Below are 26748 nucleotides of genomic sequence, written 5' to 3' on the forward strand. Positions count from 1 at the left end.
TCAGCCTAACGCCCGTTAGAGTGGGCCGGTGCGTCTCGTCGTAGCCCAATGCACGGTTGATTATGTCGGCCGGCTTACCGCCCACCTTCCCTCCGCCAAACGGCTCCTGCTCATTAAGGCAGACGGCTCGGTGAGCGTGCATGCCGACGATCGTGCGTACAAGCCGCTCAACTGGATGAGTCCGCCCTGCTGGCTGACCGAAGAAGCCGGTGAGAGCACCGTGTGGGTGGTGGAGAACAAGACCGGTGAGCAGCTACGGATCACGATCGAGAACATCGAGCATGACTCCGCCCATGAGCTCGGGGTAGACCCGGGCCTCGTCAAGGATGGCGTCGAGGCGCATCTGCAGGAGTTGCTCGCCGAGCATGTCGCGCTGCTAGGTGACGGCTACACCCTGGTGCGCCGCGAGTACATGACACCGATCGGACCGGTGGATCTACTCTGCCGGGACGCGGACGGGGCGACGGTTGCGGTGGAGATTAAGCGTCGCGGTGAGATCGATGGCGTTGAACAGTTGACCCGTTACCTCGAACTGCTCAACCGGGATACCACGCTGGCGCCGGTCGCCGGTGTCTTTGCGGCGCAACAGATCAAGCCGCAGGCCCGGACGCTTGCGGAAGATCGTGGAATCCGTTGTCTCACACTGGACTACGACGCGATGCGGGGAATGGACTCGAAAGAGTTCCGGCTGTTCTGACGTGGTTCGTCAGGGCAAGCACAGCAAGCGCCGTCCTTCGCGGGGTCGAGATGTCCCGGCGGGGCTGTCGATCGGCGGTGATCACGTAGAGCAGGGCGCGGACGGCCTCGACTATTTGGTGCGTCGCATCGCCGGGGCGCGCGCGGTCAAGGTTTACCGTTGTCCGGGATGTGATCACGAGATCGCGGTCGGGATCGCACACGTGGTGGTGTGGCCCGCGGCAGAGGGTCGCGACGGGGGAGTGGAAGACCGCCGACACTGGCATACGTCGTGCTGGACCAATCGGGGTAATCGCGGTCCGACCCGCAAGTGGAGTTAGTGGGACTGCGTCGGCTGGACGAGCTCGATGAGCACGCCGCCAGTGTCCTTGGGGTGCAGGAAGTTGATGCGTGAGTTCGCGGTGCCGATGCGTGGCTCCTCGTAGAGCGCACGGACTCCTGCGGCGCGCAGCTGATCGGTCAGCGCGTCGATATCGGTGACGCGGTAGGCCAGCTGCTGCAGTCCTGGGCCCTTCTTATCCAAGAACTTGGCGATGGGCGAGGACTCGTTGAGCGGTGCCATCAGCTGGAGCTGTGCGCTACCGGGCTCAGCGCCGGGGAACGACAGCATCGCCTCGCGGACGCCTTGGCCCTCGTTGATCTCCTCGTGCACCAGGATCATGCCGAGGTGCTCGTGGTACCACTCGATCGCGACATCGAGATCTGCGACCGCGATACCGACGTGGTCGATACCGGTTACCAGCCCGGTCGATAAGATCGACGGGACATCAAGAGGAGACGACGTCGTCATAACGCAACGGTAACTCGCTGGCGAAAACGGCGTCCAATCGGGAAGTGCTAGGGAGAACTCGATGACCGCGACCAATAGATCCGTGATAGTTGCTGGAGCCCGTACGCCGGTTGGCCGGTTCCAGGGATCTTTGAAGGACTTCTCGGGCGCCCAGCTTGGCGGAATCGCGATCGCCGGCGCCCTGGCGAAGGCCGGCGTAGCCCCGGGCGCCGTCGACTACGTGATCATGGGGCAGGTGCTGACCGCCGGTGCCGGGCAGATCCCGGCGCGCCAGGCCGCGGTGGCCGGTGGGATTGGGATGGATGTTCCCGCGCTCACCATCAACAAGGTGTGCCTGTCGGGTGTGGACGCGATTGCCCTCGCTGACCAGCTGATTCGGGCCGGCGAGTTCGAGGTGGTGGTGGCCGGCGGGCAGGAGTCCATGACCAATGCCCCGCATCTGCTGCCCAAGAGCCGGTTCGGCTTCAAGTACGGCGACGTGACACTCGTCGATCACATGGCCTTCGACGGTCTGCACGACGCCTTCACCGACCAGGCGATGGGCATCCTCACCGAACAGCGCAATGTCTCCGACAAGTTCACCCGCGAGGAGCAGGACGAGTTCGCAGCGCGGTCGCACCAGAAGGCCGCCCGGGCCTGGAAGGACGGCGTCTTCGCCGATGAGGTGGTCGCGGTGCAGATCCCGCAACGCAAGGGCGACCCGATCGAGTTCGCGGAGGACGAGGGCATCCGCGCGGACACCACGGCGGCCTCGCTGGCCGGGCTGCGTCCGGCGTTCAGTAAGGACGGCACCATTACGGCGGGGTCTTCGTCTCCGATCTCCGACGGCGCCTGCGCGGTCGTGGTGATGAGCAAGGAGCGCGCGGAGCGCGAGGGCCTGGAGTGGATTGCCGAGATCGGTGCACATGGCGTAGTCGCCGGGCCCGATTCCAGCCTGCAGCTACAGCCGGCCAACGCCATTCGGAAGGCCTGTGAGCGCGAAGGGATTTCACCCGAGCAGCTTGACTTGGTCGAGATCAACGAGGCCTTCGCGCTGGTGGGTTTGGCCTCGATCAAGGACCTGGGCATCGACCCCGCGAAGGTCAACGTCAACGGTGGCGCGATCGCGATTGGTCACCCCATCGGGATGTCCGGTGCCCGGATCACGCTGCACCTGGCACAGGAGCTCAAGCGCCGCGGCGGCGGAATCGGTGTGGCCGCATTGTGCGGCGGCGGTGGTCAGGGTGACGCCCTGATCGTGCGGGTGTGATTTACGACGTGTTGTAGTAGGTCCGATGAAGTGTCGGGTCCCCATCGGGCAGACTGAGGGCATGAATCACTCTGTGGACCTGCGTACGACCGCGGGCCGGTTCAGGGCTGTCGCCGTGCTGGAGGCCGTCAGCTGGGCCGGTCTGCTGACCGGGATGTACTTCAAGTACGTGCCGGACCCGGGAAATGAGATCGGCGTGAAGATCTTCGGGATGGTCCACGGAATCCTGTTCCTGCTCTATCTGCTGGTGGGCATTCTTGCCGGGCGCGAATACCAGTGGAAGCCGCTCACATGGTTGCTCGCGTTGTTAGCGGGGATTGCCCCGCTATGCAGTGTGATCTTTGTCATATGGGCTGATAAGACGGGTAAATTGCCCGTCGCCGGGACCGCCCCCGCTGGTGGCACGGCGCCGTAGTGCGCAGGCCGCGGGCCGTGACAGACTGGGGAGCGTGACCCGACCACGTCCCGCGATGGCTGCCGGAATGTCCGGAGCCGTCGACCTCTCTGCACTTAAACAACGGGCGCAGGAACCCGCGACACCGCGTCAGCCCGCGGCCGGTGGTGACTGGACCGTCGAGGTGACCGAGGCGAACCTGGAAGCCGAGGTGTTGGCTCAGTCCAACCGCGTCCCGGTCATCGTGCTGCTGTGGTCACCGCGTAGCGAGGCATCCGCCACGCTTGCCGCCACGCTGGGCGACCTGGTCGCCGCGGACAGCGGCACGTGGGCTCTCGCGACGGTCAACGTCGATACCAACCCGCAGATCGCTCAGGTCTTCGGGGTACAGGCCATACCGACCGTGGTGGCCGTGGCCGGTGGCCGGCCCATCACCAGCTTCCAGGGACCGCAGCCGGCCGATCAACTACGGCGATGGCTCGATTCAATTCTCGACGCGGTCGCCGGCAAGTTGCCCGACGCGCAACCGCCTGAGGGCGAGGGCGGCGAAGAGTCCGAAGACAACACGCAGACGGACCCGGAGCTCGCCGCCGCGCGTGATGCCCTGGACTCCGGAGACTTCGAGGCGGCCCTTGCCGCCTATCAGGGCTTGTTGGACGGAGGCGCCACCGGTGTCGTGGCGGCCGAGGCCACAGCGTCGGTACGGCAGATCGGGTTCCTGGTCCGGGCGACCGCCCAGCCACAGGATGCGGCGCTGGTCGCCAACGCTGCGCCGACCGATATCGAGGCTGGACTGGCCGCCGCCGACGTGGACGTTCTGTCCCAGCAGCCGGATGCGGCGTTCGACAGGCTGGTTGCGCTCATTCGCGTCACCAGTGATGACGACCGGGCGAAGATTCGTGCCCGGCTACTGGAGCTATTCGAGCTCTTCGATCCCGCCGACCCCGCGGTGGTCGCGGGCCGGCGCAAGCTCGCCAACGCCCTGTTCTAGTAGATTTTTGGGCCGGGCCCAAAAAACTACGGGAAACGCTTGGCGCAGGTCTGGTCGTTGCCCAGCACACCGATCCGGTAGGCGTCGATCCGGGAGAAGCCGGCCGGCGCGGTCTCGCCCTTCACATCGCTGGAAGCCTTACCGCTGGAAAGCAATTCGGATACGGCCTCGTCGAGGTCGCCGCCGGACAGGATGACCGGCGAGCGCGGGGTGGCGATGCCCTTACCCGCGGCGCGTGAGCTGAAGTATCCCGTCAGGCAGGCCGTGCGCAGCCCCGTCATGATGCCTTCGAGTTCCAGCCCGGCGGCCTTCTCTGCCGCCAGTGCGTAGCGCGAGACAATCACACTGAATGCCGAATAGTCACCGTTGACCTGTGCGGAGAACAGCGCCCGCTCTGTCGACGGCGTCGCCATTTTCTGCAGGGCCTTGGGGTCCATCGCGATGGTGTTGTCCTTGGGGCAGTACGAGGCTGGTGCCGTGCCCGAACCATCGGAGCACTTTCCGTCGCCGTAGACGGCCTTGGGTGGGTTGTCCAGGGGGAAAACCTGCGCCGCCGCGGCTAGTACCGCATCGATGGTGTCCGGGTTGATGGGCCAGTTGTCGCCATTAGGGCCCACACCCAGGCCCTTCGGGAGCTCACCGCGGCGTTTGAGGATTTCGCGGGCGTCGATGCGTTTGCAGGCCATCGGACCGTCGGTAAACCCGAACTGGAACGCCGATACCCGCTCGAATGCCGAACCGTGGATGGCCCACTTCTTGCTGGTGTCGTTGTCGCGGATCGCGATCATCGCGGCCGTGACCTTGTTCAGCCCATCGGCGGTGTTCAGGGTGAATCGCGGCGAATCGCCGGCGGTCACCCAGTGCAGGTACGCCCCGGCGAAGCAGTCGGCCTGCTGCTCCTGGTTGAGGCCGATGAGGTACTCGACCTGGTCCTTGCTCATCTTCGGATCATCGATTGGATTGATGAGCTGGGCGTGGTACTGGATTGAGTGCCCATACTCGTGGGCCATGACGGTGTTCATGGCCATATCGCCCATCTGCTTGCGCAGGTAGGGGAACAGTTGACCGCGATCCCATGCGAATGAGTTGTCCGGGAAGCAGAATGCGGCGTTGATGAAGTCGTTCAGGTTGCCCCCGCAGAACTCGATGTCGCTGTTGTCTTTGCGGGAGTCGACGGAGATGAGCGTGGACACGGGGCGGAAGTTGGCGAAGGAATCACCATAGAACTGCGTCCAGAAGTCCTCGATATCGGCGAGCGAGACACGGACATAATTGTCGATCTCGCCGTTGTCGGTGTTCTCGATCTCGCGCTTGGGTACCTGTACGCCGGGTTTCATGCCCGACGGACCGTCGACCGCCGGCATCCCCGCCACACGCAGGGGATCGGCGTAGATCGACTGTGGTTGCCCACCGAGCGGACGACCACACGACGTGATCACCAACACCAGCCCCACAAGCAGTGCCATCCAGCGTTTGGACATCGAGCCACCCCTTAATACGCGTGTTTGCGTCTAGCGCATCCTAATGTTTTCTACAGGTCCTCCGGCACGGGTTCCAGCCAGATGGCCGCCGCCGGTGGCAATGCCAGCGTGGCGGAGGCCGGACGGCCGTGCCATGGGTTTGGCGAGGCGATGACCTCGCCAAGGTTCCCGACGCCGCTCCCGTGATACTGCAGGGCATCGGTGTTGATGACCTCACGCCAGCGTCCGGTGAGGGGCAAACCCACCCGGTAGCTGCCGTGTTCGACGCCCGCGAAATTGAATATGCATGCCAGCGTCGAGCCGTCGTCACCGAAGCGCAGGAAGCTCAGCACGTTGTTGGCCGAGTCGTTGGCATCGATCCACGAATAGCCTTGAGGCGCGGCGTCCTGTGACCACAACGCGCGCCGCTGCTGGTAAGCGGAGTTCAGATCGGAGACCAGCGCCGCGATTCCCGATGAGTACCCGTCCTCGCCCAGCTGGAACCAGTCCACGCCGCGCTCATCGGACCATTCGGCGCGCTGACCGAACTCCTGGCCCATGAAGAGCAGCTGTTTCCCGGGATGTGCCCACATGTACGCCAGCAGGCTGCGCAGCCCGGCGGCCTTGGCATGATCGTCACCCGGGATGCGGGTCCAGAGCGTGCCCTTGCCGTGTACCACCTCGTCATGACTGATGGGCAGCACGAAATTCTCGCTGAATGCGTACAGCATCGAGAAGGTCATCTCATGATGGTGGAAGCTGCGATGGATGGGATCACGCCCCAGGTAGCCCAGGGTGTCGTGCATCCAGCCCATGTTCCATTTCATGGAAAACCCAAGGCCGCCAAGGCTAGTGGCTCGGGTGACGCCTGGCCACGACGTGGATTCCTCGGCCACGGTCACGATCCCGGGATGCAGTTTGTGCACCGTGGCATTCATCTCCTGCAGGAACTGCACTGCTTCCAGATTCTCCCGCCCGCCGTGGATATTGGGCGTCCACCCGCCCGCGGGGCGCGAGTAATCCAGATAGAGCATCGACGCGACGGCGTCCACGCGCAGCCCGTCGATATGGAATTCGTCGAGCCAGAACAGGGCATTGGCAACCAGGAAGTTGCGTACCTCGGGGCGTCCGAAGTCGAAAACATATGTGCCCCAGTCGAGCTGCTCACCGCGGTGCGGATCGGCATGTTCGTACAGGGGCGTTCCGTCAAACCGGGCCAGCGCCCAGGCGTCCTTAGGGAAGTGGGCCGGTACCCAGTCGACGATGACGCCGATGCCGGCTCGGTGCAGGGCGTCGACCAAATACCGGAAGTCGTCGGGGGTGCCGAGTCGCGAGGTGGGGGCGTAGTAGGAGGTCACCTGGTAACCCCAGGATCCGCCAAAGGGATGTTCGGCCACCGGCAGCAGTTCGACGTGGGTGAATCCTTGTGCCAGTACGTATTCGGTAAGTTCGACGGCAAGCTCCCGATAAGACAGCCCGGGTCGCCAGGATGCCAGGTGCACCTCGTAGGTGCTCATCGGTTCGAACACCGGATTGCGCGAGGCGCGCTGGGCCATCCAGTCGCCGTCCTCCCAGGAGTACGACGATGTGGTGGCGCGCGAAGCGGTGGCCGGTGGCAGCTCGGTCGCGAAAGCGAACGGATCGGCGCGATCGGTCACCGACCCGTCGGCGCCGTGCACGCGGAATTTGTACAGCGCGCCGAGCGTCATACCCGGCCAAAACAGCTCCCACACGCCCGAAGATCCCAGGGTTCGCATGGGGGCGTCATTGCCGTTCCAGCCGTTGAAATCCCCGATTACCGAGACGCCGCGTGCATTGGGCGCCCATACCGCGAAGGAGATGCCGCTGACCTCGCCGTCCGCGGTGACGAACGAGCGTGGGTGCGCCCCAAGGATTTCCCACAGCCGTTCGTGACGGCCCTCGTTGAACAGGTGCAGGTCCACCTCGCCAAGCGTGGGCAGGAATCGGTAGGCATCGGCAATCACATGTGTCGTGCCGCCGTAATCGACGTCGAGGCGGTAGTCGAGAAGGTTCAGGAACGGCAGCGCGACGACGAACAGGCCCGATCCGAGGTCGGTCATCGGATGGACTTCCTCGCCCACCAAAGCGGTTACCGCATCGGCCCCGGGCTTGAACGCTCGAATGACCGTGTGTCCCTTACCGCCCGGATTCGGAAACTCGTGTGCGCCGAGGATCGAATGTGGGTTGTGATGGGTGCCCGCCATCAGTTCGGCGATTTCGGCGGCGTCCGGTTTCAGGAAGGTGGCGGGTGTAGTCACGGGCGGTACACCAGGTGCTCCCGGGCAGGCTCGCGTACCTGCGGCAGGTTGAGGATGTGCGCCACCGATCGAGAGGGGTCGAGCCGCACATAGTTGGCCTGCCCCCAGCGGTACTGCTCACTGGTGAGTTCGTCACGCACCCAAAAGGTCTCGTGCCAATCAAGGCCGAGGGCGGGTAGGTCGAGCCAGATCGTGCCGTCCTCGGGTCCGAACGGGTTGAGATTCACTACGACAAGCACCGCGTCACCGGTCACCGGGTCGAACTTGGAGTACGCCAGCAGGGCGTCGTTCTCAACGTGATGGAAGGTGATGTTGCGTAGCTGGTGCAGGGCCGGGTGTAGTCTGCGAATCTCGTTGAGCTGCGTGATGAATGGCTCCAATGATTCGCCGCGTGCTGCGGCGCCCTTGTAGTCGCGGGGGCGGAGCTGGTATTTCTCCGAGTCCAGGTACTCCTCGCTGCCCTCGCGCGCCGGAACATGTTCGTACAGCTCGTATCCGGAGTAAACACCCCAGGTGGGGCTCAGTGTGCCGGCCAGTACGGCGCGGATGGCGAACATGCCGGGGCCGCCGTGCTGCAGGCTGGCATGCAGGATATCCGGGGTGTTGACGAACAGGTTAGGGCGCGCCACATCTGCCTTGGCGGCGATCTCCCTACCGAAGTCGGCGATCTCGGATTTACCGGTGCGCCAAGTGAAGTAGGTGTACGACTGGGTGAAACCCAGTTGAGCCAGGCCATAGAGCCGGGCAGGTCGGGTGAAGGCCTCGGAGAGAAACAAAACATCGGGATCGGCCGCCTTGACTTCGGTGATAAGCCACTGCCAGAAATCGGGCGGTTTGGTGTGCGGGTTATCTACTCGAAATATCTTGACGCCGTGGGAAATCCAATGCTGCACCACGCGCAGCACCTCGGTGTACAGCCCCGCGGGATCGCTGTCGAAGTTCAGCGGATAGATGTCCTGGTACTTCTTCGGCGGATTCTCCGCATAGGCAATGGTGCCGTCGGGGAGTTCGGTGAACCACTCGGGATGCGCACCCACCCATGGATGATCAGGCGCACATTGCAACGCCAAGTCCAGCGCCACCTCCAGGCCCAACTTGCCGGCGGTGGCCACGAACCGGTCGAAATCCTTCAGGGTGCCAAGCTCGGGGTGGATCGCATCGTGGCCGCCGGCGGCGCTGCCGATGGCCCACGGTGAGCCGACCTCTCCGGGCTCGGCGATCGGATTATTGTTGCGGCCCTTGCGGTTCACCTCGCCGATTGGATGAATCGGCGGCAGGTACACCACATCGAATCCCATCGCGGCGACCCGGGCGAGATCGGCGGCGGCGGTGGCGAGGGTGCCGTGCATGGGCCGCCCGTCCGGTCCGACGCCGCCGGTGGAACGCGGGAACAGCTCGTACCAGGAGCCGTACAGCGCGCGTGGTCGGTCCACCCAGATGCCGTATTGGGTGCCGCGAGTCAGCAGATCGCGCAGCGGGAACTCGGCAAGTAGCGCGTGTACCTCACCGGACAGTGCGTGTTGGAACCGTGCCTCCGGATCTTCGTGGGTGCGTAGCGCTTCGGCGGCCTCCAGCAGTGGTGGACGACGCTTGCGGGGTACCCCTGCTGCCGCACGTTCGAGCAGCCGTGCACCGATCTCCAGATCGTTGGCCAATTCCGTGGCCCCCTGCCCGGCCTCGAGTTTGGCCTGCACGTTGTGACGCCAGGTCGCGATCGGGTCGCCCCACCCGTCGACGCGAAAGGTCCACAGTCCCTCCCCGTCGGGGACGAAGCTGGCGTGAAATCGATCGAGCGCCCCACCCGGCTGCATCGGGACATGCATCGGTTTGATGCGCGTCGGGCTCTTGTCTTTGTCGCGGGGCGCCGACATCCGGCGCAGTGGACCCTCCGCAAGCTGCGGATAGTGAGGACCTAAGCAGCGCACCACCAGGGTCGCGGCGACCGCCTCGTGTCCTTCGCGCCAGACAGTTGCGGCCACGGGCACGACCTCGCCCACGACGGCCTTGGCCGGATAGCGTCCACCCGAAATCACGGGGGCGACATCGTCGATGCCTATGCGTCCGGTCACCACGTCCACCGTAGTAGACGCGGTGTTCGGGCGTTGGCCGGAAACCGGCGTTGACACGCCCGCTTGTGGTGAGCATGTGCGTGACGGAACCGCCATAACGCGGCGTGTCGGCGGAGATTGAACGCCGGACATGCGCCGACGGGAAATCTCAGTAAGGTTCTGAAGGGTGAAAGCCCTTCGTCGATTCACGGTTCGTGCCCATCTGCCGGAGCGGTTGGCGGCGCTGGGTGAGTTATCGAACAACCTGCGCTGGTCGTGGCACCAGCCCACACGGGATCTGTTCGCCGATATCGACCAGCGGTTGTGGGAGCAGACCAACCACGACCCGGTGGCGCTGATGGGGTCGGTTCCGGCGCAGCGCCTCGATGAACTGGCCGCTGACGACGGCTTCGTGGACAGGGTCGCGGCACTCGCGGGAGATCTGCACGATTACCTGAACCGTCCGATGTGGTACCAGCGTCAGCTGGAGCGCGGTGGGAACGACGGAGCCGATGCTTCAGATTTGCCGGCCGCCATCGCGTACTTCTCGATGGAGTTCGGCGTCTCCGAGGTGCTACCCAACTACTCGGGCGGCCTGGGAATTCTGGCCGGCGACCATCTCAAGGCCGCGTCCGATCTAGGTCTGCCGCTGATCGCGGTGGGGCTGCACTATCGGTCGGGATACTTTCGGCAGTCGCTGACCGCCGACGGCTGGCAGACCGAGCAGTACCCGCTGATCGACCCAGCGGGCCTGCCCCTGCGGCTGTTGGCGCACGAGGACGGTACGCCGATTCTCATCACGGTGCCGATGCCACAGGACCGGGTGCTTTCGGCTCGCATCTGGGTTGCCCAGGTGGGACGGATTCCGTTGCTGCTCTTGGATTCCGATATCGCCGAGAACGATCGTGAGCTGCGCTACGTCACCGATCGGCTGTACGGCGGCGATCAGGATCACCGCATCAAGCAAGAAATCCTGGCCGGTATCGGCGGAGTGCGCGCGATTCGCGCCTACGTCGGCTCGACCGGTGGCCCCAGCCCGGAGGTGTTTCATACCAACGAGGGCCATGCCGGGTTCCTCGGCTTGGAACGCATCCGGGAGTTCATCGGCCAGCACGGCCTGGACGTCGAGACGGCACTGACGGTAGTCCGGTCCAGCACCGTGTTCACCACGCACACACCGGTTCCCGCCGGTATCGACCGGTTCCCCGTCGACCTGGTACGCAGATACTTCGGTGAATCCGGGGATTCCACACTGTTGCCCGGGGTGCCGGTGGACCGCATCATCGCGCTGGGTGCCGAAGACGATCCCTCCACTTTCAACATGGCGCACATGGGACTGCGGTTGGCGCAGCGCGCCAACGGCGTATCGCTGTTGCACGGCCAGGTGAGCCGATCGATGTTCAACGGGCTGTGGCCGTCTTTCGATGCCTCCGAGGTGCCCATCGGCTCGATCACCAACGGTGTGCACGCACCCACCTGGGCCGCGCCGCAATGGCTGGAGCTGGGGCAGCAGCTCGTCGGCGCGGAGGCGTTCAATGAGGCCAGCGGATGGGAACGCATCCACGAAGTGGATCCCGGCCACATCTGGTGGATCCGTTCGCAGTTGCGTGCGCAACTGATCGATGACGTACGTCGACGGATTCGCGCATCGTGGCTGCAGCGCGGCGCGGCCGAGGCCGAATTGGGCTGGGTGGATAGCGCTTTCGATCCGGGAGTGCTGACCATCGGGTTTGCGCGCCGGGTTCCGACGTACAAGCGGCTGACGCTGATGCTGCGCAATCCTGACCGGCTACGCGAACTGTTACTCGATGAGAAGCACCCCGTGCAGCTCATCGTGGCAGGCAAGTCGCATCCCGCCGATGACGGGGGCAAGGGGCTCATCCAGCAGATCGTCCGGTTCGCCGATCAAGCCGACGTGCGGCACCGCATCACCTTCCTGCCCGATTACGACATGTCGATGGCGCGCTACCTGTACTTCGGTTGCGATGTGTGGCTGAACAATCCGCTGCGTCCGCTGGAGGCCTGCGGCACCTCGGGGATGAAGAGCGCGCTTAACGGCGGGCTGAACCTGTCCATCCGGGACGGCTGGTGGGATGAGTGGTACGACGGCGAAAACGGTTGGGAGATACCCACAGCCGAGGGCGTCACCGACGATGCCCGGCGCGACGACCTGGAGGCCGCGGCACTGTATGACCTGCTGGCGCAGAAGGTGGCGCCCAAGTTCTATGAGCGCGATGAGCACGGCACACCGCAGCGATGGGTCGAGATGGTTCGGCACACCCTGGAGAAACTAGGGCCAAAGGTGTTGGCGTCCCGGATGGTTCGCGATTACACCGTCGGCTACTACGCGCCGGCGGCCACGTCCTCGCGCGCCACGATCGGCGCCGACCATTCGTTCACCCCGGCCAAGGAGCTGGCTCGCTATCGGGAACGGGTACAGCAGGTGTGGCCATCGCTGGTCATCACCGAGGTGGACAGTTCAGGTCTGCCGGACACCCCGCTGCTGGGCTCGCAGTTGACGCTCACCGCGTCGGTTCAGCTGTCCGGCCTGGCTCCGTCGGAAGTCGCGGTGCAGGCCGTGATTGGGCGAGTCGACTTGGACGACAAGCTCTCCGAGTCGGTCATCGTCCCGATGACGCACACGGGCAGCCGCGGCGACGGGGTGGAAACCTTCTCCACCACTACCTCGTTGCCGGTGTCGGGGTCGGTCGGGTACACGGTGCGGGTGCTGCCGCATCACCCGCTGCTGGCGGGTGACAACGAGCTGGGTCTGTCGGTGTTGGCGGCTAGCGACCTGGAGCACTAGGTGTGCACCGACTAAGGCACTCTCTTGGCTAGCCCCGTGTGCGGGCGCCCTTCCCGGTCTAAGTCGCCGTGTGCTTCGCCATCAGGCGTTGCAGCGCCGCGGTGACCACCGAGACGTCGTTAGTCATCCAGAACGGTGGGAGCGATGCGCGCAGGAATCCGCCGTAGCCCGCCGTCGCCATCCGTGAATCGAGCACGGCGACAACGCCTCTGTCGTCTGCTCTGCGTAGCAGACGTCCGGCACCCTGAGCCAACAGCAGCGCCGCCTGGGTGCCCGCCACCGCCATGAACCCGTTGCCTCCGCGTGCGCTGATAGCGCGCTGTCGGGCGGCCCGAAGCGGATCGTCTGGGCGAGGGAAGGGGATTCGGTCGATGAGAACGAGCGATAGCGAGGGGCCGGGCACGTCGACGCCCTGCCACAACGAGAGGGTGCCGAACAGCGAGGACTCGGGGTCGGCGGCGAACTGTTCGACTAGAACCGATGTCGCATCATCGCCCTGGCACAACACCGGGGTATCGAGCCGGCCGCGCATCTCCTCGGACGCTTCCTTGGCGGCGCGCATCGAGGAGAACAGCCCCAGAGTGCGTCCTCCCGCCGCGCGCACCAAGGTCTCGATTTCGTCGAGCGCCGCCGCACCCAAGCCATCGCGGCCGGGGGCGGGAAGGTGACGGGCCAGATACAGGATCGCGGACTTCTCGTGTTGGAAGGGGGATCCGACATCGATGCCGTGCCAGATGGTCTTGGCCGCGGCGCGATCGGATTCGGCGTCCGCGTCCTTGACCGGGCCTTGGGCGGGTAATCCCCATGAGATCGCCATGGTGTCGAACTTTCCGCCGAGCGCCAGGGTGGCCGAGGTGAGGACTACGGTGCGCTGCCCGAAGAGCCGGGTGCGCAGCAGCCCAGCCACCGACAAGGGGGCGATCCGCAGCACCGGGCGTATCGAGCCCCGATTGTCCTCATGGTCGAGCCACACGACATCACCGCGCGCGGTGATCTCGGGCTCCGCCCAGCAAGCCAGCACGCGTGAGGCGGTATCGACGATATCGTCCAGTGCGACAACGGCTTCAGAGCGTGCCGCCGCGGTCGCGGGGTCGGTGGACTGGCCTGTCGGGATCTCGGTGCGTCCCGCGGCCGCGGCATCGCGCAGCGCTGTCAGGTAGGTGACGGTCTCCTCGTCCGCACGGTCGATGGTGCCCGGCCTGCTGTCGTGGATCAGCGAGGAGAAGGTGGCCGAGCTCGCCTCGAACCGGCTCGCCGTCTCCGGAGAAACCAGCCGACCGATGCGGCGGATGGTGACGGTGAGCCCGACGGCGGAAAGCTCTTGGGTGGCAACGCTGGTCACTCGGTCGACGAGATCGTGCGCTTCGTCCACGATGACCGCGTCATGCTCGGGCAGGATGTTCATATCGGCGATGGCGTCGATGGCCAGCAGCGCATGATTGGTGACCACCACATCCGACTGGCCCGCCTCGAGTCGAGCCAGTTCGGCGAAGCACTCGGTGCCGAATGGGCAGCGGGTGGCGCCCATGCATTCACGCGCAGACACGCTGACCTGTGACCAGGAACGGTCGGGGACTCCGGGTTTGAGCTCGTCCCGGTCTCCGGTCTTGGTGGTGTCGGCCCAGGCGTTGAGCCGTTGTACGTCGCGACCCATCGCGCTGGCCGCGAAGGGCTCGAACAATGTGTCGGGTGCTTCCTGGTCGGCCGCGCCACCGTTGTGCAACTTGTTGAGGCACAAGTAGTTTCCCCGGCCCTTGAGGATCGCGAATCTGGGCTTGCGGGGCAGCGAAGGCGTCAATGCCTCGGCCAGCCGGGGCAGATCGCGGTCCACGAGTTGGCGCTGCAGTGCGATGGTGGCCGTCGAGACCACGACCGGTGACGATTCCTCGATGGCATGGGCGAGGGCGGGCACCAGGTACGCCAGCGACTTTCCGGTGCCGGTACCGGCCTGAACCACCAGATGCTCACCGCTGTGCAGCGAGTGTTCGACGGCGGTGGCCATGGTGACCTGGCCGGCGCGTTCGGTGCCGCCGAGCGCGGTGACGGCGGTGGCGAGCAGCCCGCTGGAGTTGTTCTCGCTCAGCTGATCACCTCGACGCCGGCGCCCCGGAGCTCGTCCAGGGCGCGACCCACGGATTCTTCGGCAATGCCAACGGAATACGCGGAGAGCACGCGCGTGTGTAATCCCCGCTGTGCCGCATCGCGGGCGGTGGCGGCCACACAGTAATCGGTGGCGATACCCACCACGTCGACGCTGTCCAGGTCGCGGGACTGCAGCCAGTCCGCTAGGGCCGTGCCATCGACAGAGATGCCCTCGAAGCCCGAATATGCGGCGGCGTAGGCACCTTTGGAGAACACCTCGTCCACCGGTGTGAGATCGAGGTCGGGATGAAAGCTCGCGCCCGATGTGCCGACCCGGCAGTGCGGCGGCCAGCTGGTGGTGAAGTCCGGATTCTCGGAGAAGTGCTCACCGGGATCGATATGGAAGTCGCGGGTCGCCACCACTGCGTCGTACTCGCCGGAGTTGGTGAGGCCGTTGAGCGTCCCTGCCAAGGCGCCGCCGCCAGGAACCGCCAAGGAGCCGCCCTCGCAGAAGTCGTTCTGCACGTCGACGACGATAAGCGCCCTGCCCATGGCACCGACCGTACCCCGGAGGGGGCTCAATCGAAGATCGCTGGAACCTGGCGGCCCAGGCGTGAGATGTAGTCGATGAGCTCATCGCGGGTGATCGAGAGATCGCCGCGCAGGTAGTCGATGATGGCGCCCGACGCGGCCCCGACGAGCGATACCGAAAGGAACCGGCGGCGTCCGGGATCGGTCACGTCGACCAATGCCTTCTCGGCGAGGGAGGCGAACGCCATCGAGCCCGCGAACCCGGCGCTGCCGAGCGTGGGCTCGGTGAACGGAGCGATCATCAGGATGCGTCCGTACACCGGGTTGTCGACGGTCGCCCCGATGAACGTTTCCACCGCGCGGGTCTCCAGATCGTCACCGTCCACCGTGAACTCGGTGACGACACGCATCACCGACTCGAGTACGTCCTGATACACCGCGCGCACGAAGTCGTCGCGTTCGCTGAACTCCTCGTAGAAATTGCGTTCGGACACACCGGACGATCGGCACACCGTGCGGATGGTCAAGGCCGGGCCGTCGGTGGCGCCAAGCGCCGCGATACCCGCGTCGAGCAGCGCGCGTCTACGCGTTGCCCGACGCTCCTCGGGCGTAGTTCCCGCCCATTGCCTTCTGGCTGTCATGTGTCCTCCGGCCCGGAATTATCCCACTAGGCGGGTGGGGATCGCAGGATCCCCGTGGGAAAGGCCGAGCCCCTCCCAGGGCAGGCTCAGCAGTCCGGCACGTACGCGCCCCCTGGCGTCTTCCAAGGAGTCTTCCGCGACGGGCGCCCCGCCGCGGACCAGCGGAATGGTGAGCACCCGGTGTGGCTCGTCCACCACCGGTTGGCCGACGGCCGCGCGGTACACCACCTCCTCGGTGATGGTGCCGGTCGGTTTGGCGGTGCGCAGTGCGCACTTGTGGCCGCCATGAGATTCCTTGTGGCTACTGCGCTTTGCCACTGCAATCCCGTCGATCTCGACGAGCTTGTAGACCATTCCGGCGGTCGGTGTTCCCGAGCCGGTCACCACCGAGGTGCCCACCCCGTAGATGTCGACGGGTTCGGCGCGCAGTGCCGCGATGGAGTACTCGTCGAGATCCCCGGAGACGACAATCCGGGTGCGGTGTGCGCCCAATCTGTCGAGTTGAGCCCGCACCTGGCGGGCCAGCACGCCCAGATCGCCCGAATCGATGCGTACGGCGCCCAGCTCGGGCCCCGCGACGGCGATGGCGTTCTCGACGCCGGTGGTGATGTCGTAGGTGTCTATCAACAAGGTGGTGCCGACGCCGAGCGCCTGTACCTGGGCGCGGAAGGCCTCGCGTTCGGTCTCGCCGGGACTCATTCCGTGCTGGGCGTGCAAGAGGGTGAAGGCGTGCGCCGCGGTGCCGCGGGCGGGCACCCCGTAGCGGCGCTGTGCTTCCAGATTGGAGGAGGATTCGAATCCCGCGAGGTAGGCCGCGCGGGCACAGGCCACCGCCGCGCGCTCGTGCGTCCGCCGCGACCCCATCTCGATGAGCGGGCGGTCGGCGGCCGCCGACACCATCCGCGCGGCGGCAGAGGCGATCGCGCTGTCGTGATTCAAGATCGACAGCGTCAGCGTTTCGAGGATCACGCACTCAGCGAAGGTTCCGCGCACGGTCAACACCGGCGATCCGGGGAAGTAGAGCTCGCCTTCGGGATAGCCGTCCACTTCGCCACCGAATCGATATGCGGCGAGGTAGTCCAGGACTTCACCGTCCAGAAAATCGGCGAGCGTGGTCAGTTCATCGGATCCGAATCGGAACTCGTCGAGCGCTTCGAGCAACCGTCCGGTACCTGCGACCACGCCGTACCGACGGCCGTCCGGGAGCCTTCTGGCGAACACTTCGAAGGTGGCGTGACGTCCTGCCGTGCCGTCGCGCAAGGCCGCGGAGAGCATGGTGAGCTCGTACTTGTCGGTGAGCAATGACGTAGATAGGTGCGCCATGAGTTGCAACGTTAGCGGGATGAGTACTCGCGCAGGTGGCTCGTGTGTCAGCCGGAAACTCCGAACTTGGTGCTGACAGTCTGGGCGGTCCCGGTATTCTGGGGCCATGGGTGCGCCGGCGCGAGCCTTGCCAGGGACTACTGCGGAGCGGTCTGTCGAGCATGTGGACGAGACCCAGTCGCCGTGGGTCACCATTGTCTGGGACGACCCGGTAAACCTGATGAACTACGTGGCCTATGTGTTCCAGCAGTTGTTCGGCTACAGCGAGAGCGAGGCCACCAATCTGATGTTGCAGGTGCACCACGAGGGCAAGGCGGTAGTTTCATGCGGCGCTCGCGAGTCGATGGAGATCGACGTCAGCAAGCTGCATGCGGCCGGCCTGTGGGCCACCTTGCAGCAGGATCGTTGAGTCGCTGATCCGTGCGAAAGTGGAAGCGCATCAACGCCTCCGATGGTATTCGGCTGCGTTCGGAAATGGAGCCACATGAGGCGGCCCTCTTACAATCCATGATCACCTCTATGTTGGCGATGCTGGATGAACGCGAATCATCTGCTCCCAGTGATGAATTGACTCTGTTGACCGGTATTCGCACCGGAAACACAGTCGCCCCCACCGATGTCACCCTGGGGCGCTTGCTTCCCGATTTTCACCGGCCCGACCAGGACGGCACCAGCAGCATCGAGGCTGTCAGTGGCCTCAACAGCGCGCTGCGCAGCCTGTACGAGCCGGAGATCATCGACGCCAAACGCGAGGCCGGACAACGGTTGCTGCGGACACTTCCTGCCGATGGCGGGCGGTTCGAGCTGTCGGAGGACGATGCGCGCGCGTGGTTGACCGCGCTGAATGACGTGCGGTTGGCACTGGGGGCGATGCTGGGAATCGACGGCGACGGGCTCCGGGAGCTGCCCGACGACGATCCGATGGCCGGGCATATGGACATCTACCAGTGGCTCACTGTCATGCAAGAGCTGTTGGTGCTCGCGTTGATGGGGAAATCGTCCTGATGGTGAGGAAGATGCACGGATGAGTCTGTTCTCGGGGGCGATCACCGACGTGCCGGGAATCTCCGTCGGGCATTACCAGCGCGCGGATCCCGATGCGGCCCTCGGATCAGGCTGGGCCACCGGCACCACCGTGGTGCTGGCGCAACCCGGGACTACGGGCGCGGTCGACGTACGTGGGGGAGCTCCGGGAACCCGGGAGTCCGATCTGCTCGACCCTGCCAACACGGTCTCGACCGTCGACGCCGTGGTGCTGAGCGGAGGGAGTGCCTACGGATTGGCCGCCGCCGACGGGGTGATGCGCTGGCTGGAGGAACGGGGCAGGGGAGTGGTACTGCCGGGTGGGACGGTGCCCATCGTGCCGGGGGCCGTCATTTTCGATCTCCCGGTGGGGGCCTGGAAGAATCGGCCCGACGCCGAATTTGGCTACCGTGCGGCAGAGCTCGCCAGCGATTCGCCGCAGTGGGGTGCGGTCGGTGCGGGCACCGGAGCGCGGGCGGGCACCCTGAAGGGCGGCGTCGGATCGGCAAGCATCGATTTGGGGGACGGGATCGTCGTCGGGGCCGTCGTGGTCGCGAATCCGGTTGGACTGGTGATTAATCCGGCGACCGGTCGGCCCTGGAACCCCGATGTTGCGCCGGAGCTGAGCGCGCCGACGGCCGCCGAGATCGGGAAGCTGGGCGGCCTGCCTGACAAGTCGGTGTCGTTGAACACGACCATCGGCGTGGTGGCAACCAATGCTCCGCTGAGCAAGGCGCAGTGCCGCCGGGTTGCCATTGCCGCCCATGACGGGTTGGCCCGGGCCATCAGGCCCGCGCACACACCGATGGACGGGGACACGTTGTACGTGCTCGCGACCGGGACGGGCGAGGGCGATCCCGCTGCTCTTACGGTTGCCGTCGGGATCGCGGCCGCCGATTGCGTCGAGCGGGCCGTGGTGCGTGCGGTGGTGGGTGCCGCGAGCGTCGCAGGAATACCCGCATATCGTGACGTGTTGCCTGGAGCGTTTTCTTAGCGTGCATAGGAAGGGATGAGAGTGCTGGTAATTCGTGCCGACCTGGTCGACGCCATGGTGACGCATGCCCGCGCCGATCACCCCGACGAGGCGTGCGGCGTGTTGGCGGGCCCGGAGGGCTCCGATCGTCCCGAGCGGCATGTCGCCATGCTCAATGCCGAGCGCTCACCGACTTTCTATCGCTTTGATTCTGGTGAACAGCTTCGGGTTTGGCGCGCGATGGACGAGGCCGACGAGGTGCCGGTGGTTATCTATCACTCGCATACCGCCACCGAGGCCTACCCGAGCCGCACCGATATCAACTTGGCCGCCGAGCCCGATGCCCACTACGTCCTGGTGTCCACCCGTGATCCCGAGCAGCACGAGTTGCGCAGCTATCGGATCGTCGACGGGGTGGTCGCCGAAGAAGAGATTTCCGTCGTCGAGCAGTACTAAGGAGAGGCTGAACATGACCGTTGAGGTATCGATTCCGACCATCCTGCGCACCCACACCGGTGGCGAGAAGCGGGTGGCGGCAACGGGTTCTACCCTGCAGGCGGTGATCACGGATCTGGAGTCCAACTACTCGGGGATCTCCGAGCGTCTGGTCGACGCGGGCAAGCTGCACCGCTTCGTCAACATTTATGTCAACGACGAGGACGTGCGGTTCTCGGGTGGGCTGGACACCGCGATCGCCGACGGCGATACGGTCACCATCCTGCCTGCCGTGGCCGGTGGGTAGCGGCGTGCCGGTGTACGGCGGCCTTCGTCTGACGCACACGCCGAAGTGCCCGGCTACGAGCGACAATCAGGGCGCGCTCGCGATGTTGTCGCTTAGGGGCGGGCAACACGGACATCCACTCCGGAACGGAGCTGCCTGGTGACGCGCTACGACTCGCTGCTGCAAGCACTCGGGAACACCCCGTTGGTCGGGCTGCAGAACCTTTCCCCGCGGTGGGATTCGGATGGTGACGGTTCTCCGCATGTGCGTCTCTGGGCCAAGCTCGAAGACCGCAATCCGACCGGTTCGATTAAGGACCGGCCAGCGCTGCGCATGATTGAACAGGCCGAAAAGGACGGGCTGTTGGAGCCGGGCGCCACCATCCTGGAGCCCACTAGCGGCAACACCGGCATCTCGATGGCGATGGCCGCGCTACTCAAGGGCTACACGATGATCTGCGTGATGCCGGAGAACACCTCCATCGAGCGGCGTCAGCTGCTTGAACTCTACGGTGCAAGAATCATCTCGTCCCCGGCCGAGGGCGGCTCTAACACGGCCGTCGCCACCGCGAAAGAGCTTGCCGCACAGAATCCTTCGTGGGTGATGCTGTATCAGTACGGCAACCCCGCCAACGCCGATGCGCACTACTACGGGACCGGCCCGGAGATCCTGGCCGATCTGCCCGAGATCACCCACTTTGTCGCCGGGCTGGGCACCACCGGCACCCTGATGGGCACCGGGCGGTTCCTACGCGAGAACGTGCCGGGCGTACAAATTGTTGCTGCCGAACCGCGCTACGGCGAGGGTGTCTACGCGCTGCGCAATATCGACGAGGGCTTCATTCCCGAGTTGTACGACCCGGAGGTGCTCACCACCCGCTTCTCGGTCGGGTCATTCGATGCGGTGCGTCGCACCCGCGAGCTGGTGCAGGTCGAAGGCATCTTCGCGGGTATCTCGAGTGGGGCAATCCTGCATGCGGCACTGGGCATGGCCGCCAAGGCCGTCAAGGCCGGGGAGCGCGCAGATATCGCGTTCGTGGTGGCCGATGCGGGATGGAAGTACCTGTCGACGGGCGCGTACGCCGGTACCGTGGATGACGCGGAGGATGCGCTGGAAGGACAGTTGTGGGCATGACGGGATATGGCGGCGGATCAGAACTTTCGGACTCCGCCCGTCCCGAGCGGTCCGGACGCCCCCAGTGGGTCACGGGCGGAATTCTGGTCACCGCATTCGTCGCCCTGCTCTACGTCGTCGAGGGGATCGACGCGGTGACCGGACACCGTCTCGACGAGAACGGCATCCGGCCTCTGGAGGCCGACGGACTCGATGGCATTCTCTTCGCTCCGCTGCTACACGCGAACTGGGGGCATCTTGTTGCCAACACCGTGCCCGCCCTCGTCCTGGGTTTCCTGGCCGCGGCCGCCGGGCTCGGACGCTTCTTGCTGGCAACCGCCATCATCTGGGTGCTAGGCGGCGCGGGGACGTGGCTGATCGGCAACATCGGTTCGCCCTACGAGACCAATCACATCGGGGCGTCGGGACTGATTTTCGGCTGGCTCACCTACGTGATCGTCAGGGGATTCTTCAACCGCAACGTGTGGCAGATCCTTATCGGCGTCGTCGTGATCGTCGTCTACGGCGGGGTGCTGTGGGGCGTGCTGCCCGGACAGTTCGGGGTGTCCTGGCAGGGGCACCTGAGCGGGGCCATCGCCGGCGTGCTCGCGGCCTACTGGCTGTCCGGTAGGGAACGCAAGGCGAAGGCTCGTTCAGAGCTGGGGTCGCCACCGAGGTTGACTACGTGACGAGCCCCGGCTCGCCGATCGGGATCTTCGATTCCGGGGTCGGCGGGCTGACTGTCGCGCGCGCCATCATCGACCAGCTGCCCGACGAGGACATCGTCTACGTCGGCGATACCGGCAACGGCCCGTACGGTCCGCTGACCATTCCAGAAATTCGCAAGCACGCGCTGGCCATCGGCGACGACCTCGTCGGGCGTGGCGTGAAAGCCCTGGTTATCGCGTGCAATACCGCGTCGGCGGCATGCCTGCGGGACGCCCGCGAACGCTACGCCCCGGTGCCGGTGATTGAGGTGGTGCTGCCGGCGGTGCGGCGGGCCGTGCACACCACACACAACAACAAGATCGGTGTCATCGGCACCGAGGCGACCATCGCCTCGGGTGCGTACCAGGACGCGTTCGCGGCCGCGCGCGACACCGAAATTACGGCGGTGGCGTGTCCGCGGTTCGTCGATTTCGTCGAGCGCGGCATCACCAGCGGGCGGCAGGTGCTGCAGCTTGCCGAGGGGTATCTGGAGCCGTTGCAGCGGGCACAGGTGGACACCGTGGTGCTGGGTTGCACCCACTATCCGTTGCTGTCTGGATTGATCCAGCTCGCCATGGGTGAGGACGTCACCTTGGTCTCCAGCGCCGAGGAAACCGCCAAGGACCTGGTGCGCCTGCTGTCGGATCGTGACCTGTTGCGTGCACACGATGCACCGGTGGCGAGCCGGGTGTTCGAAGCAACCGGCGACCCGGATGCATTCCGAGCCCTGGCGGCCCGATTCCTCGGCCCGGCCGTGACGGCGGTGCAAACTCGGGCTAGCGGTGTTATCGGTTACACCGAAATTACGCGGTCCAGTTAGACACCCGTTGCGCCCCTCTGCCGAGACGCTTGCCAGGCGTGGCAAGCTAGGGCTGTGCGAGTCACCGTGCTCGGCTGCTCAGGCAGTGTCACCGGACCGGATTCCCCGGCGTCTGGTTACCTCCTGACGGCACCGGATGCGCCACCGTTGGTCATCGACTTCGGTGGTGGTGTCTTGGGCTCTCTGCAACGTTTCGCCGATCCCGGATCGGTGTCGGTGCTGCTGTCACATCTGCATGCCGACCACTGCCTCGACCTGCCCGGTCTGTTCGTGTGGCGTCGCTATCACCCGAATCCGCCGAAGGGTAAGGCGATCATGTACGGGCCGGCTGACACCTTGGTTCGAGTGGGTGCTGCCTCGGCCGAGATCGGTGGCGAGGTCGACGATTTCACCGACATCTTTGACCTGTATGCGTGGGCCGAGGGCGAGCCCGTCGAGTTCGGATCGCTCACGGTGACGCCTACCCGAGTGGCGCACCCGCCCGAGTCATACGGGCTACGCGTGGAGGATGCCTCGGGTGCCGTTCTCGCTTACAGCGGAGACACCGGCATCTGCGATGCCGTGGTCGAGCTGGCTCGCGATGCCGACGTGTTCCTGTGCGAGGCGTCGTGGACGCATATGCCAGGGCACCGTCCGCCGGACCTTCACCTCTCGGGGACCGAAGCCGGACAGATCGCCGCTCGGGCGGGCGTCAAGGAACTGCTGCTGACGCACATCCCGCCGTGGACCTCGCGCGAGGATGTCATCGCGGAGGCCAAATCGGCGTTCGACGGCCCGGTGCGTGCCGTGGTTGCCGGGGAGACCATCGACGTCTAGTTCTCTCGCCGAGTGTGAGCGCAGGTGCGCACACTCGGCGTTTTTGACGCACTGACGCTCACACTCGATGACGGGGCCGTTACGCTCGAAGGCGTGTCCAGACGAGAAGACGGCAGACAAGACGACGAACTGCGCCCGGTGACCATCACGCGCGGATTCACTGCGCATCCGGCCGGTTCGGTGCTCATCGAGTTCGGCCAGACGCGGGTGATGTGTACCGCCAGCGCTACCGAGGGTGTGCCTCGGTGGCGCAAGGGTTCTGGACTTGGTTGGCTGACAGCCGAATACGCGATGCTGCCCGCCTCGACGCATACCCGCAGCGACCGTGAATCGGTTAAGGGCCGTGTGGGCGGCCGCACCCAGGAGATCAGCCGGCTGATCGGGCGGTCGCTTCGAGCCTGCATCGACCTGTCGGCGTTGGGGGAGAACACCATTGCCATCGACTGCGATGTGCTGCAGGCCGACGGTGGTACCCGCACCGCCGCGATCACCGGGGCGTATGTGGCGCTCGCCGACGCGGTGACGTACCTGGCCGCGCACGGCAAGCTGGCCGACGACGAACCGCTGTCGTGCGCGATCGCCGCGGTGAGCGTCGGCGTGGTGGACGGCCGAGTGCGCGTCGACCTTCCGTACGAAGAGGATTCGCGCGCTGAGGTGGACATGAACGTGGTGGCCACCGACACTGGCACGTTGGTGGAGGTGCAGGGCACCGGTGAGGGCGCGACCTTCCCGCGTTCGACGCTGGACAAGTTGCTCGATGCTGCGGTGGGTGCGGCCGAGCAGTTGTTCGTGTTACAACAGGAAGCGCTGGCGTTGCCGTACCCGGGTGTGCTGCCCGATGCACCGCAGAAGAAGGCATTCGGTTCGAAGTAGGCGGGGGCCATGAAAATACTTGTCGCAAGCCGTAATCAGAAGAAACTCGCAGAGCTGCATCGGGTACTTGAGTCATCAGGGGTTTCCGGTGTAGAGCTCGTCTCACTGGCCGATGTGCCGGATTATGAGGAAGTGCCGGAAACCGGTGCGAGTTTCGAGGACAACGCGCTGATCAAGGCGCGCGAGGGTGCGCGACGTACCGGATTGGCTTGTGTTGCCGATGATTCCGGGCTTGCCGTGGACGCACTCAACTGGATGCCGGGGGTGCTATCGGCGCGCTGGAGTGGACGCCACGGCGATGACGCTGCGAACACCGCGTTACTGCTCGCGCAGCTGTCCGAGGTCCCCGATGACCGTCGCGGCGCGGCGTTCGTGTCTGCATGCGCGCTGGTGACACCCGAGGGCGAAGAGGTCGTCGTGGAGGGTCGCTGGAAAGGGTCCGTCGCGCGCAAACCTGCGGGGACGAACGGCTTTGGTTATGACCCAATCTTCGTGCCGCGCGGTGGAATTCGCAGCGCAGCGGAGATGTCGGCCGAGGAGAAGGACGCGGTATCGCATCGCGGGCGAGCGCTCGCGGCCCTGCTGCCGATGCTTCGCAACCTAGTGAACCTCGGCCGCACTGCGCCGTAGTCCCTCTGCAGAGCAGTCCCCCGCGCGGGGGACTGCTCTCCAGACGGTTATGGCTGCAGGATGATCTTGCCGCGGGCGTGGCCCGTCTGGCCGTACTCGTGGGCCTGGCGTGCCTCGGCCAAGGGGTACGTGCGGTCGACGGTCACTTCCAGATCGCCGTTCCCCGCGAGCCGGATCAACTCGGAGCGGGCGGCGAGGCGAATGTTGGTGCCTGGATCGGCGCCGGGACCGCCACCCAATGCCTTGAACCCATCGCTTGCGGCACGGCCGAATCCGGCGATAGTGGCGATCCGGTCCTTGTCGGCAACCAACGCCACCGAGACGTCGGCCGCTTCGTCGGTGCCGACGAGATCGAGTGCTGCGTCGACGGCTCCGATTGCGCTGACACGCTCTTGGAGACCGGGGCCGTACTCGACGGGTATTGCGCCATAACCACGTAACTGGTCGTGGCGTGCCGCGCTGGCGGTGGCGATCACCTTGGCGCCGCGGGCCTTCGCGAGTTGCGTGGCGAGCAGCCCCACGCCGCCCGCAGCGCCGTGGATGAGGACGGTATCGCCTTCGGTGACATTTGTGGCCTCCAGGAGGTGGACCGCGGTCTGTCCGGTGAGGAGGAATCCGGCGGCCTCCGGGAAGGACAAGCTTGCGGGCTTCTTGAATACCTGGTCCGCGGCGGCGGCGACCTGGCCGGCATAGCCGCCGATCTGCCCGGCGGCGATCACTTCGTCACCCGGTTTGAGGCCCTCGACACCCGGGCCGACGGCCGCGACCGTTCCCGAGACTTCGAGGCCAAGGCGCATGGGGAGATTGTTGGGGTCGGTGCCGAAGGCGCCCGAGTAGAGCTTCCAGTCGATCGGATTGACGCCAGCGGCTTTGACGTCGACAAGGACTTGGCCTTCACCGAGAGGTGGGGTCGGGACGTCCCGAAGCTCCAAGGCATCCGGACCGCCATATGTGGTCGCTACAACGGCTCGCGTCATGTTCATACACCTACGCAAGGTTCGAGCACATGTCAATATTCCTGACATGCGAGATTCTCTTTCGGCTAGATGCCGAACTGCTCCTTGACCTGCTTGGTGCGATAGTGCTCGACGATGAATCCGAGCAGCGGGATGGTGCCCGCGAGCAGCGTGCCGATGGTGCGCGGCCAGGGCCAGCACACCTTGATCGCCAGGTCGGTGGTGAAGATCAGGTACACGAAGTAGATCCACCCGTGCACAATCCCGATCCAGCTCGGCGGATGCGGTACGTGCTCAATGTATTTGAGCCACATCTCCCAGCAGAGCGCGATCAGCCAGACACCGGTGGTCCACGCCAGGATGCGGTAGCGCCACAGCGCGCTGCGGATCTTGGCGACCGGGGTGGCGACGGCAGGCGTGTCGGGCGTGGCTTCTTGCTCGGTCACGGTGTGGGCTTCCTATCTTGTTCGGCCAGGGCGGCGAGGTAGGCGTTGTAGTCGGTGAGCGTGTGGTCGGCGGGGTCCGGCTGCGCCGCGGCGGGGCGCTGGGGCAGCAGCCCGTCGGGAATCTCTGTGACCAGGTCCGTGGGCGGTGCGGGCGGTCCTTCGTCCTCGTATTGGACGAAGCGGCGGTAGGCCCAGATCACGAACGCCGCGAACAGTGGCCACTGCAGTGCATATCCAAGGTTCTGCCCGTCGCCCGTCACAGACTCGAAGCGCTGGAACTGCCAGTAGGCCAACCCCAGGAATGCGACCACGCTGACGCCGACCAGCACGATGAGTGCAGGTCTCCGACGCCGTGTAGTGGACACGTCCTGACGGTACC

General features: G+C 65.4%; 28 protein-coding genes. 17 read left to right on the forward strand and 11 right to left on the reverse strand.

Translation table 11 applies throughout. The annotated features are described in order from the left end of the window. Positions 1 to 28 precede the first annotated feature (28 nt). Entirely contained in the window at positions 29 to 697 is a 669-nt protein-coding gene (nucS, locus tag FZI91_RS10795) for an endonuclease NucS (protein ID WP_162525666.1), read from the forward strand. A 1-nt stretch (position 698) separates the two neighbouring features. Continuing rightward, a complete protein-coding gene (locus FZI91_RS10800) occupies positions 699 to 1016 on the forward strand; it encodes a hypothetical protein (RefSeq protein ID WP_162525665.1) in 318 nt (105 codons plus the stop codon). Here the strand turns inward: FZI91_RS10800 and mce are convergent. Further along, positions 1013 to 1486: a methylmalonyl-CoA epimerase gene (mce, locus tag FZI91_RS10805; RefSeq protein ID WP_155938960.1), complete on the reverse strand. Its 474-nt coding sequence runs from the start codon at positions 1484 to 1486 to the stop codon at positions 1013 to 1015. The genes FZI91_RS10800 and mce overlap by 4 nt on opposite strands. Positions 1487 to 1547: 61 nt before the next feature. Here mce and FZI91_RS10810 point away from each other — a divergent pair, with 61 nt between their 5' ends. The 3 genes from FZI91_RS10810 to FZI91_RS10820 all read left to right on the forward strand — a co-directional run bounded on the left by FZI91_RS10810 (position 1548) and on the right by FZI91_RS10820 (position 4120). Beyond that, on the forward strand, positions 1548 to 2735 hold the full coding sequence (locus tag FZI91_RS10810; RefSeq protein WP_155938961.1) for an acetyl-CoA C-acetyltransferase: 1188 nt from the start codon (positions 1548 to 1550) through the stop codon (positions 2733 to 2735). Between the two features lie 61 nt (positions 2736 to 2796). Beyond that, the gene (locus FZI91_RS10815; RefSeq protein ID WP_155938962.1) at positions 2797 to 3150 is read left to right on the forward strand and encodes a DUF3817 domain-containing protein; all 354 of its coding nucleotides are present in this window, start codon (positions 2797 to 2799) and stop codon (positions 3148 to 3150) included. A gap of 34 nt (positions 3151 to 3184) precedes the next feature. Then, positions 3185 to 4120, forward strand: coding sequence for a tetratricopeptide repeat protein (locus tag FZI91_RS10820; RefSeq protein ID WP_162525664.1), 936 nt, complete (start codon positions 3185 to 3187; stop codon positions 4118 to 4120). A gap of 26 nt (positions 4121 to 4146) precedes the next feature. Here the strand turns inward: FZI91_RS10820 and FZI91_RS10825 are convergent, their stop codons facing one another. The 3 genes from FZI91_RS10825 to FZI91_RS10835 are packed head-to-tail and all read right to left on the reverse strand — an operon-like array spanning position 4147 to position 9928. After that, positions 4147 to 5601, reverse strand: coding sequence for a neutral zinc metallopeptidase (locus FZI91_RS10825; RefSeq protein ID WP_155938963.1), 1455 nt, complete (start codon positions 5599 to 5601; stop codon positions 4147 to 4149). A 50-nt stretch (positions 5602 to 5651) separates the two neighbouring features. Continuing rightward, on the reverse strand, positions 5652 to 7838 hold the full coding sequence (glgB, locus tag FZI91_RS10830) for a 1,4-alpha-glucan branching protein GlgB (protein WP_162525690.1): 2187 nt from the start codon (positions 7836 to 7838) through the stop codon (positions 5652 to 5654). A gap of 17 nt (positions 7839 to 7855) precedes the next feature. Beyond that, complete coding sequence (locus FZI91_RS10835; RefSeq protein ID WP_162525663.1) at positions 7856 to 9928, reverse strand: maltotransferase domain-containing protein; 2073 nt, start codon at positions 9926 to 9928, stop codon at positions 7856 to 7858. A 166-nt stretch (positions 9929 to 10094) separates the two neighbouring features. Here FZI91_RS10835 and glgP point away from each other — a divergent pair, with 166 nt between their 5' ends. Further along, on the forward strand, positions 10095 to 12713 hold the full coding sequence (glgP, locus tag FZI91_RS10840; RefSeq protein ID WP_162525662.1) for an alpha-glucan family phosphorylase: 2619 nt from the start codon (positions 10095 to 10097) through the stop codon (positions 12711 to 12713). Between the two features lie 58 nt (positions 12714 to 12771). Here glgP and FZI91_RS10845 read toward each other — a convergent pair whose 3' ends face one another. From FZI91_RS10845 to FZI91_RS10860, 4 genes are read right to left on the reverse strand one after another with little or no spacing between them, the layout of a single operon-like run. Beyond that, a complete protein-coding gene (locus tag FZI91_RS10845; protein ID WP_162525689.1) occupies positions 12772 to 14796 on the reverse strand; it encodes an ATP-dependent DNA helicase in 2025 nt (674 codons plus the stop codon). Further along, on the reverse strand, positions 14793 to 15347 hold the full coding sequence (locus FZI91_RS10850) for an isochorismatase family protein (RefSeq protein WP_155938965.1): 555 nt from the start codon (positions 15345 to 15347) through the stop codon (positions 14793 to 14795). Before FZI91_RS10850 ends, FZI91_RS10845 begins: the two co-directional genes overlap by 4 nt. A 26-nt stretch (positions 15348 to 15373) precedes the next feature. Further along, a complete protein-coding gene (locus FZI91_RS10855; protein ID WP_155938966.1) occupies positions 15374 to 15967 on the reverse strand; it encodes a TetR/AcrR family transcriptional regulator in 594 nt (197 codons plus the stop codon). 18 nt (positions 15968 to 15985) lie between these two features. After that, positions 15986 to 17290 (reverse strand): nicotinate phosphoribosyltransferase, encoded by a 1305-nt coding sequence (locus tag FZI91_RS10860; RefSeq protein ID WP_155938967.1) that lies wholly within the window; start codon positions 17288 to 17290, stop codon positions 15986 to 15988. A gap of 106 nt (positions 17291 to 17396) precedes the next feature. On the opposite strand from FZI91_RS10860, the gene clpS reads away from it, so the two are divergent. The 11 genes from clpS to rdgB all read left to right on the forward strand — a co-directional run bounded on the left by clpS (position 17397) and on the right by rdgB (position 24967). Further along, positions 17397 to 17699 (forward strand): ATP-dependent Clp protease adapter ClpS, encoded by a 303-nt coding sequence (gene clpS / locus FZI91_RS10865; RefSeq protein WP_030094925.1) that lies wholly within the window; start codon positions 17397 to 17399, stop codon positions 17697 to 17699. A gap of 11 nt (positions 17700 to 17710) precedes the next feature. Continuing rightward, positions 17711 to 18295 (forward strand): DUF2017 domain-containing protein, encoded by a 585-nt coding sequence (locus FZI91_RS10870; RefSeq protein WP_162525661.1) that lies wholly within the window; start codon positions 17711 to 17713, stop codon positions 18293 to 18295. A 19-nt stretch (positions 18296 to 18314) separates the two neighbouring features. Beyond that, positions 18315 to 19307, forward strand: a complete 993-nt coding sequence (locus FZI91_RS10875; protein WP_155938968.1) for a P1 family peptidase — start codon at positions 18315 to 18317, stop codon at positions 19305 to 19307. Between the two features lie 15 nt (positions 19308 to 19322). Beyond that, positions 19323 to 19742 carry a Mov34/MPN/PAD-1 family protein gene (locus FZI91_RS10880; RefSeq protein WP_155938969.1) on the forward strand — a complete coding sequence of 140 codons (420 nt, stop codon included), beginning with the start codon at positions 19323 to 19325 and terminating at the stop codon, positions 19740 to 19742. A 13-nt stretch (positions 19743 to 19755) separates the two neighbouring features. Beyond that, the gene (locus FZI91_RS10885) at positions 19756 to 20028 is read left to right on the forward strand and encodes a MoaD/ThiS family protein (RefSeq protein ID WP_155938970.1); all 273 of its coding nucleotides are present in this window, start codon (positions 19756 to 19758) and stop codon (positions 20026 to 20028) included. Between the two features lie 138 nt (positions 20029 to 20166). Next, the gene (locus FZI91_RS10890; protein WP_162525660.1) at positions 20167 to 21141 is read left to right on the forward strand and encodes a cysteine synthase; all 975 of its coding nucleotides are present in this window, start codon (positions 20167 to 20169) and stop codon (positions 21139 to 21141) included. Continuing rightward, on the forward strand, positions 21138 to 21809 hold the full coding sequence (locus FZI91_RS10895) for a rhomboid family intramembrane serine protease (protein ID WP_155938972.1): 672 nt from the start codon (positions 21138 to 21140) through the stop codon (positions 21807 to 21809). The genes FZI91_RS10890 and FZI91_RS10895 overlap by 4 nt, the downstream gene beginning before the upstream one ends. After that, positions 21806 to 22648 (forward strand): glutamate racemase, encoded by an 843-nt coding sequence (gene murI / locus FZI91_RS10900; RefSeq protein ID WP_162525659.1) that lies wholly within the window; start codon positions 21806 to 21808, stop codon positions 22646 to 22648. Before FZI91_RS10895 ends, murI begins: the two co-directional genes overlap by 4 nt. Positions 22649 to 22702: 54 nt before the next feature. Next, positions 22703 to 23464 (forward strand): cyclic nucleotide-degrading phosphodiesterase, encoded by a 762-nt coding sequence (locus FZI91_RS10905; RefSeq protein ID WP_162525658.1) that lies wholly within the window; start codon positions 22703 to 22705, stop codon positions 23462 to 23464. A gap of 93 nt (positions 23465 to 23557) precedes the next feature. Then, positions 23558 to 24337, forward strand: a complete 780-nt coding sequence (rph, locus tag FZI91_RS10910) for a ribonuclease PH (RefSeq protein WP_162525657.1) — start codon at positions 23558 to 23560, stop codon at positions 24335 to 24337. 9 nt (positions 24338 to 24346) lie between these two features. Further along, positions 24347 to 24967, forward strand: coding sequence for an RdgB/HAM1 family non-canonical purine NTP pyrophosphatase (gene rdgB / locus FZI91_RS10915; protein WP_155938973.1), 621 nt, complete (start codon positions 24347 to 24349; stop codon positions 24965 to 24967). A gap of 47 nt (positions 24968 to 25014) precedes the next feature. Here the strand turns inward: rdgB and FZI91_RS10920 are convergent, their stop codons facing one another. The 3 genes from FZI91_RS10920 to FZI91_RS10930 are packed head-to-tail and all read right to left on the reverse strand — an operon-like array spanning position 25015 to position 26734. After that, entirely contained in the window at positions 25015 to 25950 is a 936-nt protein-coding gene (locus FZI91_RS10920) for an NADP-dependent oxidoreductase (RefSeq protein ID WP_162525656.1), read from the reverse strand. A gap of 59 nt (positions 25951 to 26009) precedes the next feature. Continuing rightward, positions 26010 to 26369 (reverse strand): DUF3817 domain-containing protein, encoded by a 360-nt coding sequence (locus FZI91_RS10925; RefSeq protein WP_162525655.1) that lies wholly within the window; start codon positions 26367 to 26369, stop codon positions 26010 to 26012. Beyond that, positions 26366 to 26734: a hypothetical protein gene (locus tag FZI91_RS10930; RefSeq protein WP_309224059.1), complete on the reverse strand. Its 369-nt coding sequence runs from the start codon at positions 26732 to 26734 to the stop codon at positions 26366 to 26368. The genes FZI91_RS10925 and FZI91_RS10930 overlap by 4 nt, the downstream gene beginning before the upstream one ends. Positions 26735 to 26748 lie beyond the last annotated feature (14 nt).

The organism is Mycobacteroides sp. CBMA 271 (assembly GCF_009729205.1).
Taxonomy (GTDB): Bacteria; Actinomycetota; Actinomycetes; order Mycobacteriales; family Mycobacteriaceae; genus Mycobacterium.

Bases quoted from the DNA above. Each gene is read 5' to 3' on its own strand.
- mce (WP_155938960.1), bottom strand. From the start codon at position 1,486: ATGACGACGTCGTCTCCTCTTGATGTCCCGTCGATCTTATCGACCGGG.
- FZI91_RS10810 (WP_155938961.1), top strand. From the start codon at position 1,548: ATGACCGCGACCAATAGATCCGTGATAGTTGCTGGAGCCCGTACGCCG.
- FZI91_RS10815 (WP_155938962.1), top strand. From the start codon at position 2,797: ATGAATCACTCTGTGGACCTGCGTACGACCGCGGGCCGGTTCAGGGCT.
- FZI91_RS10825 (WP_155938963.1), bottom strand. From the start codon at position 5,601: ATGTCCAAACGCTGGATGGCACTGCTTGTGGGGCTGGTGTTGGTGATC.
- FZI91_RS10850 (WP_155938965.1), bottom strand. From the start codon at position 15,347: ATGGGCAGGGCGCTTATCGTCGTCGACGTGCAGAACGACTTCTGCGAG.
- FZI91_RS10855 (WP_155938966.1), bottom strand. From the start codon at position 15,967: ATGACAGCCAGAAGGCAATGGGCGGGAACTACGCCCGAGGAGCGTCGG.
- FZI91_RS10860 (WP_155938967.1), bottom strand. From the start codon at position 17,290: ATGGCGCACCTATCTACGTCATTGCTCACCGACAAGTACGAGCTCACC.
- clpS (WP_030094925.1), top strand. From the start codon at position 17,397: ATGGGTGCGCCGGCGCGAGCCTTGCCAGGGACTACTGCGGAGCGGTCT.
- FZI91_RS10875 (WP_155938968.1), top strand. From the start codon at position 18,315: ATGAGTCTGTTCTCGGGGGCGATCACCGACGTGCCGGGAATCTCCGTC.
- FZI91_RS10880 (WP_155938969.1), top strand. From the start codon at position 19,323: ATGAGAGTGCTGGTAATTCGTGCCGACCTGGTCGACGCCATGGTGACG.
- FZI91_RS10885 (WP_155938970.1), top strand. From the start codon at position 19,756: ATGACCGTTGAGGTATCGATTCCGACCATCCTGCGCACCCACACCGGT.
- FZI91_RS10895 (WP_155938972.1), top strand. From the start codon at position 21,138: ATGACGGGATATGGCGGCGGATCAGAACTTTCGGACTCCGCCCGTCCC.
- rdgB (WP_155938973.1), top strand. From the start codon at position 24,347: ATGAAAATACTTGTCGCAAGCCGTAATCAGAAGAAACTCGCAGAGCTG.
- FZI91_RS10920 (WP_162525656.1), bottom strand. From the start codon at position 25,950: ATGAACATGACGCGAGCCGTTGTAGCGACCACATATGGCGGTCCGGAT.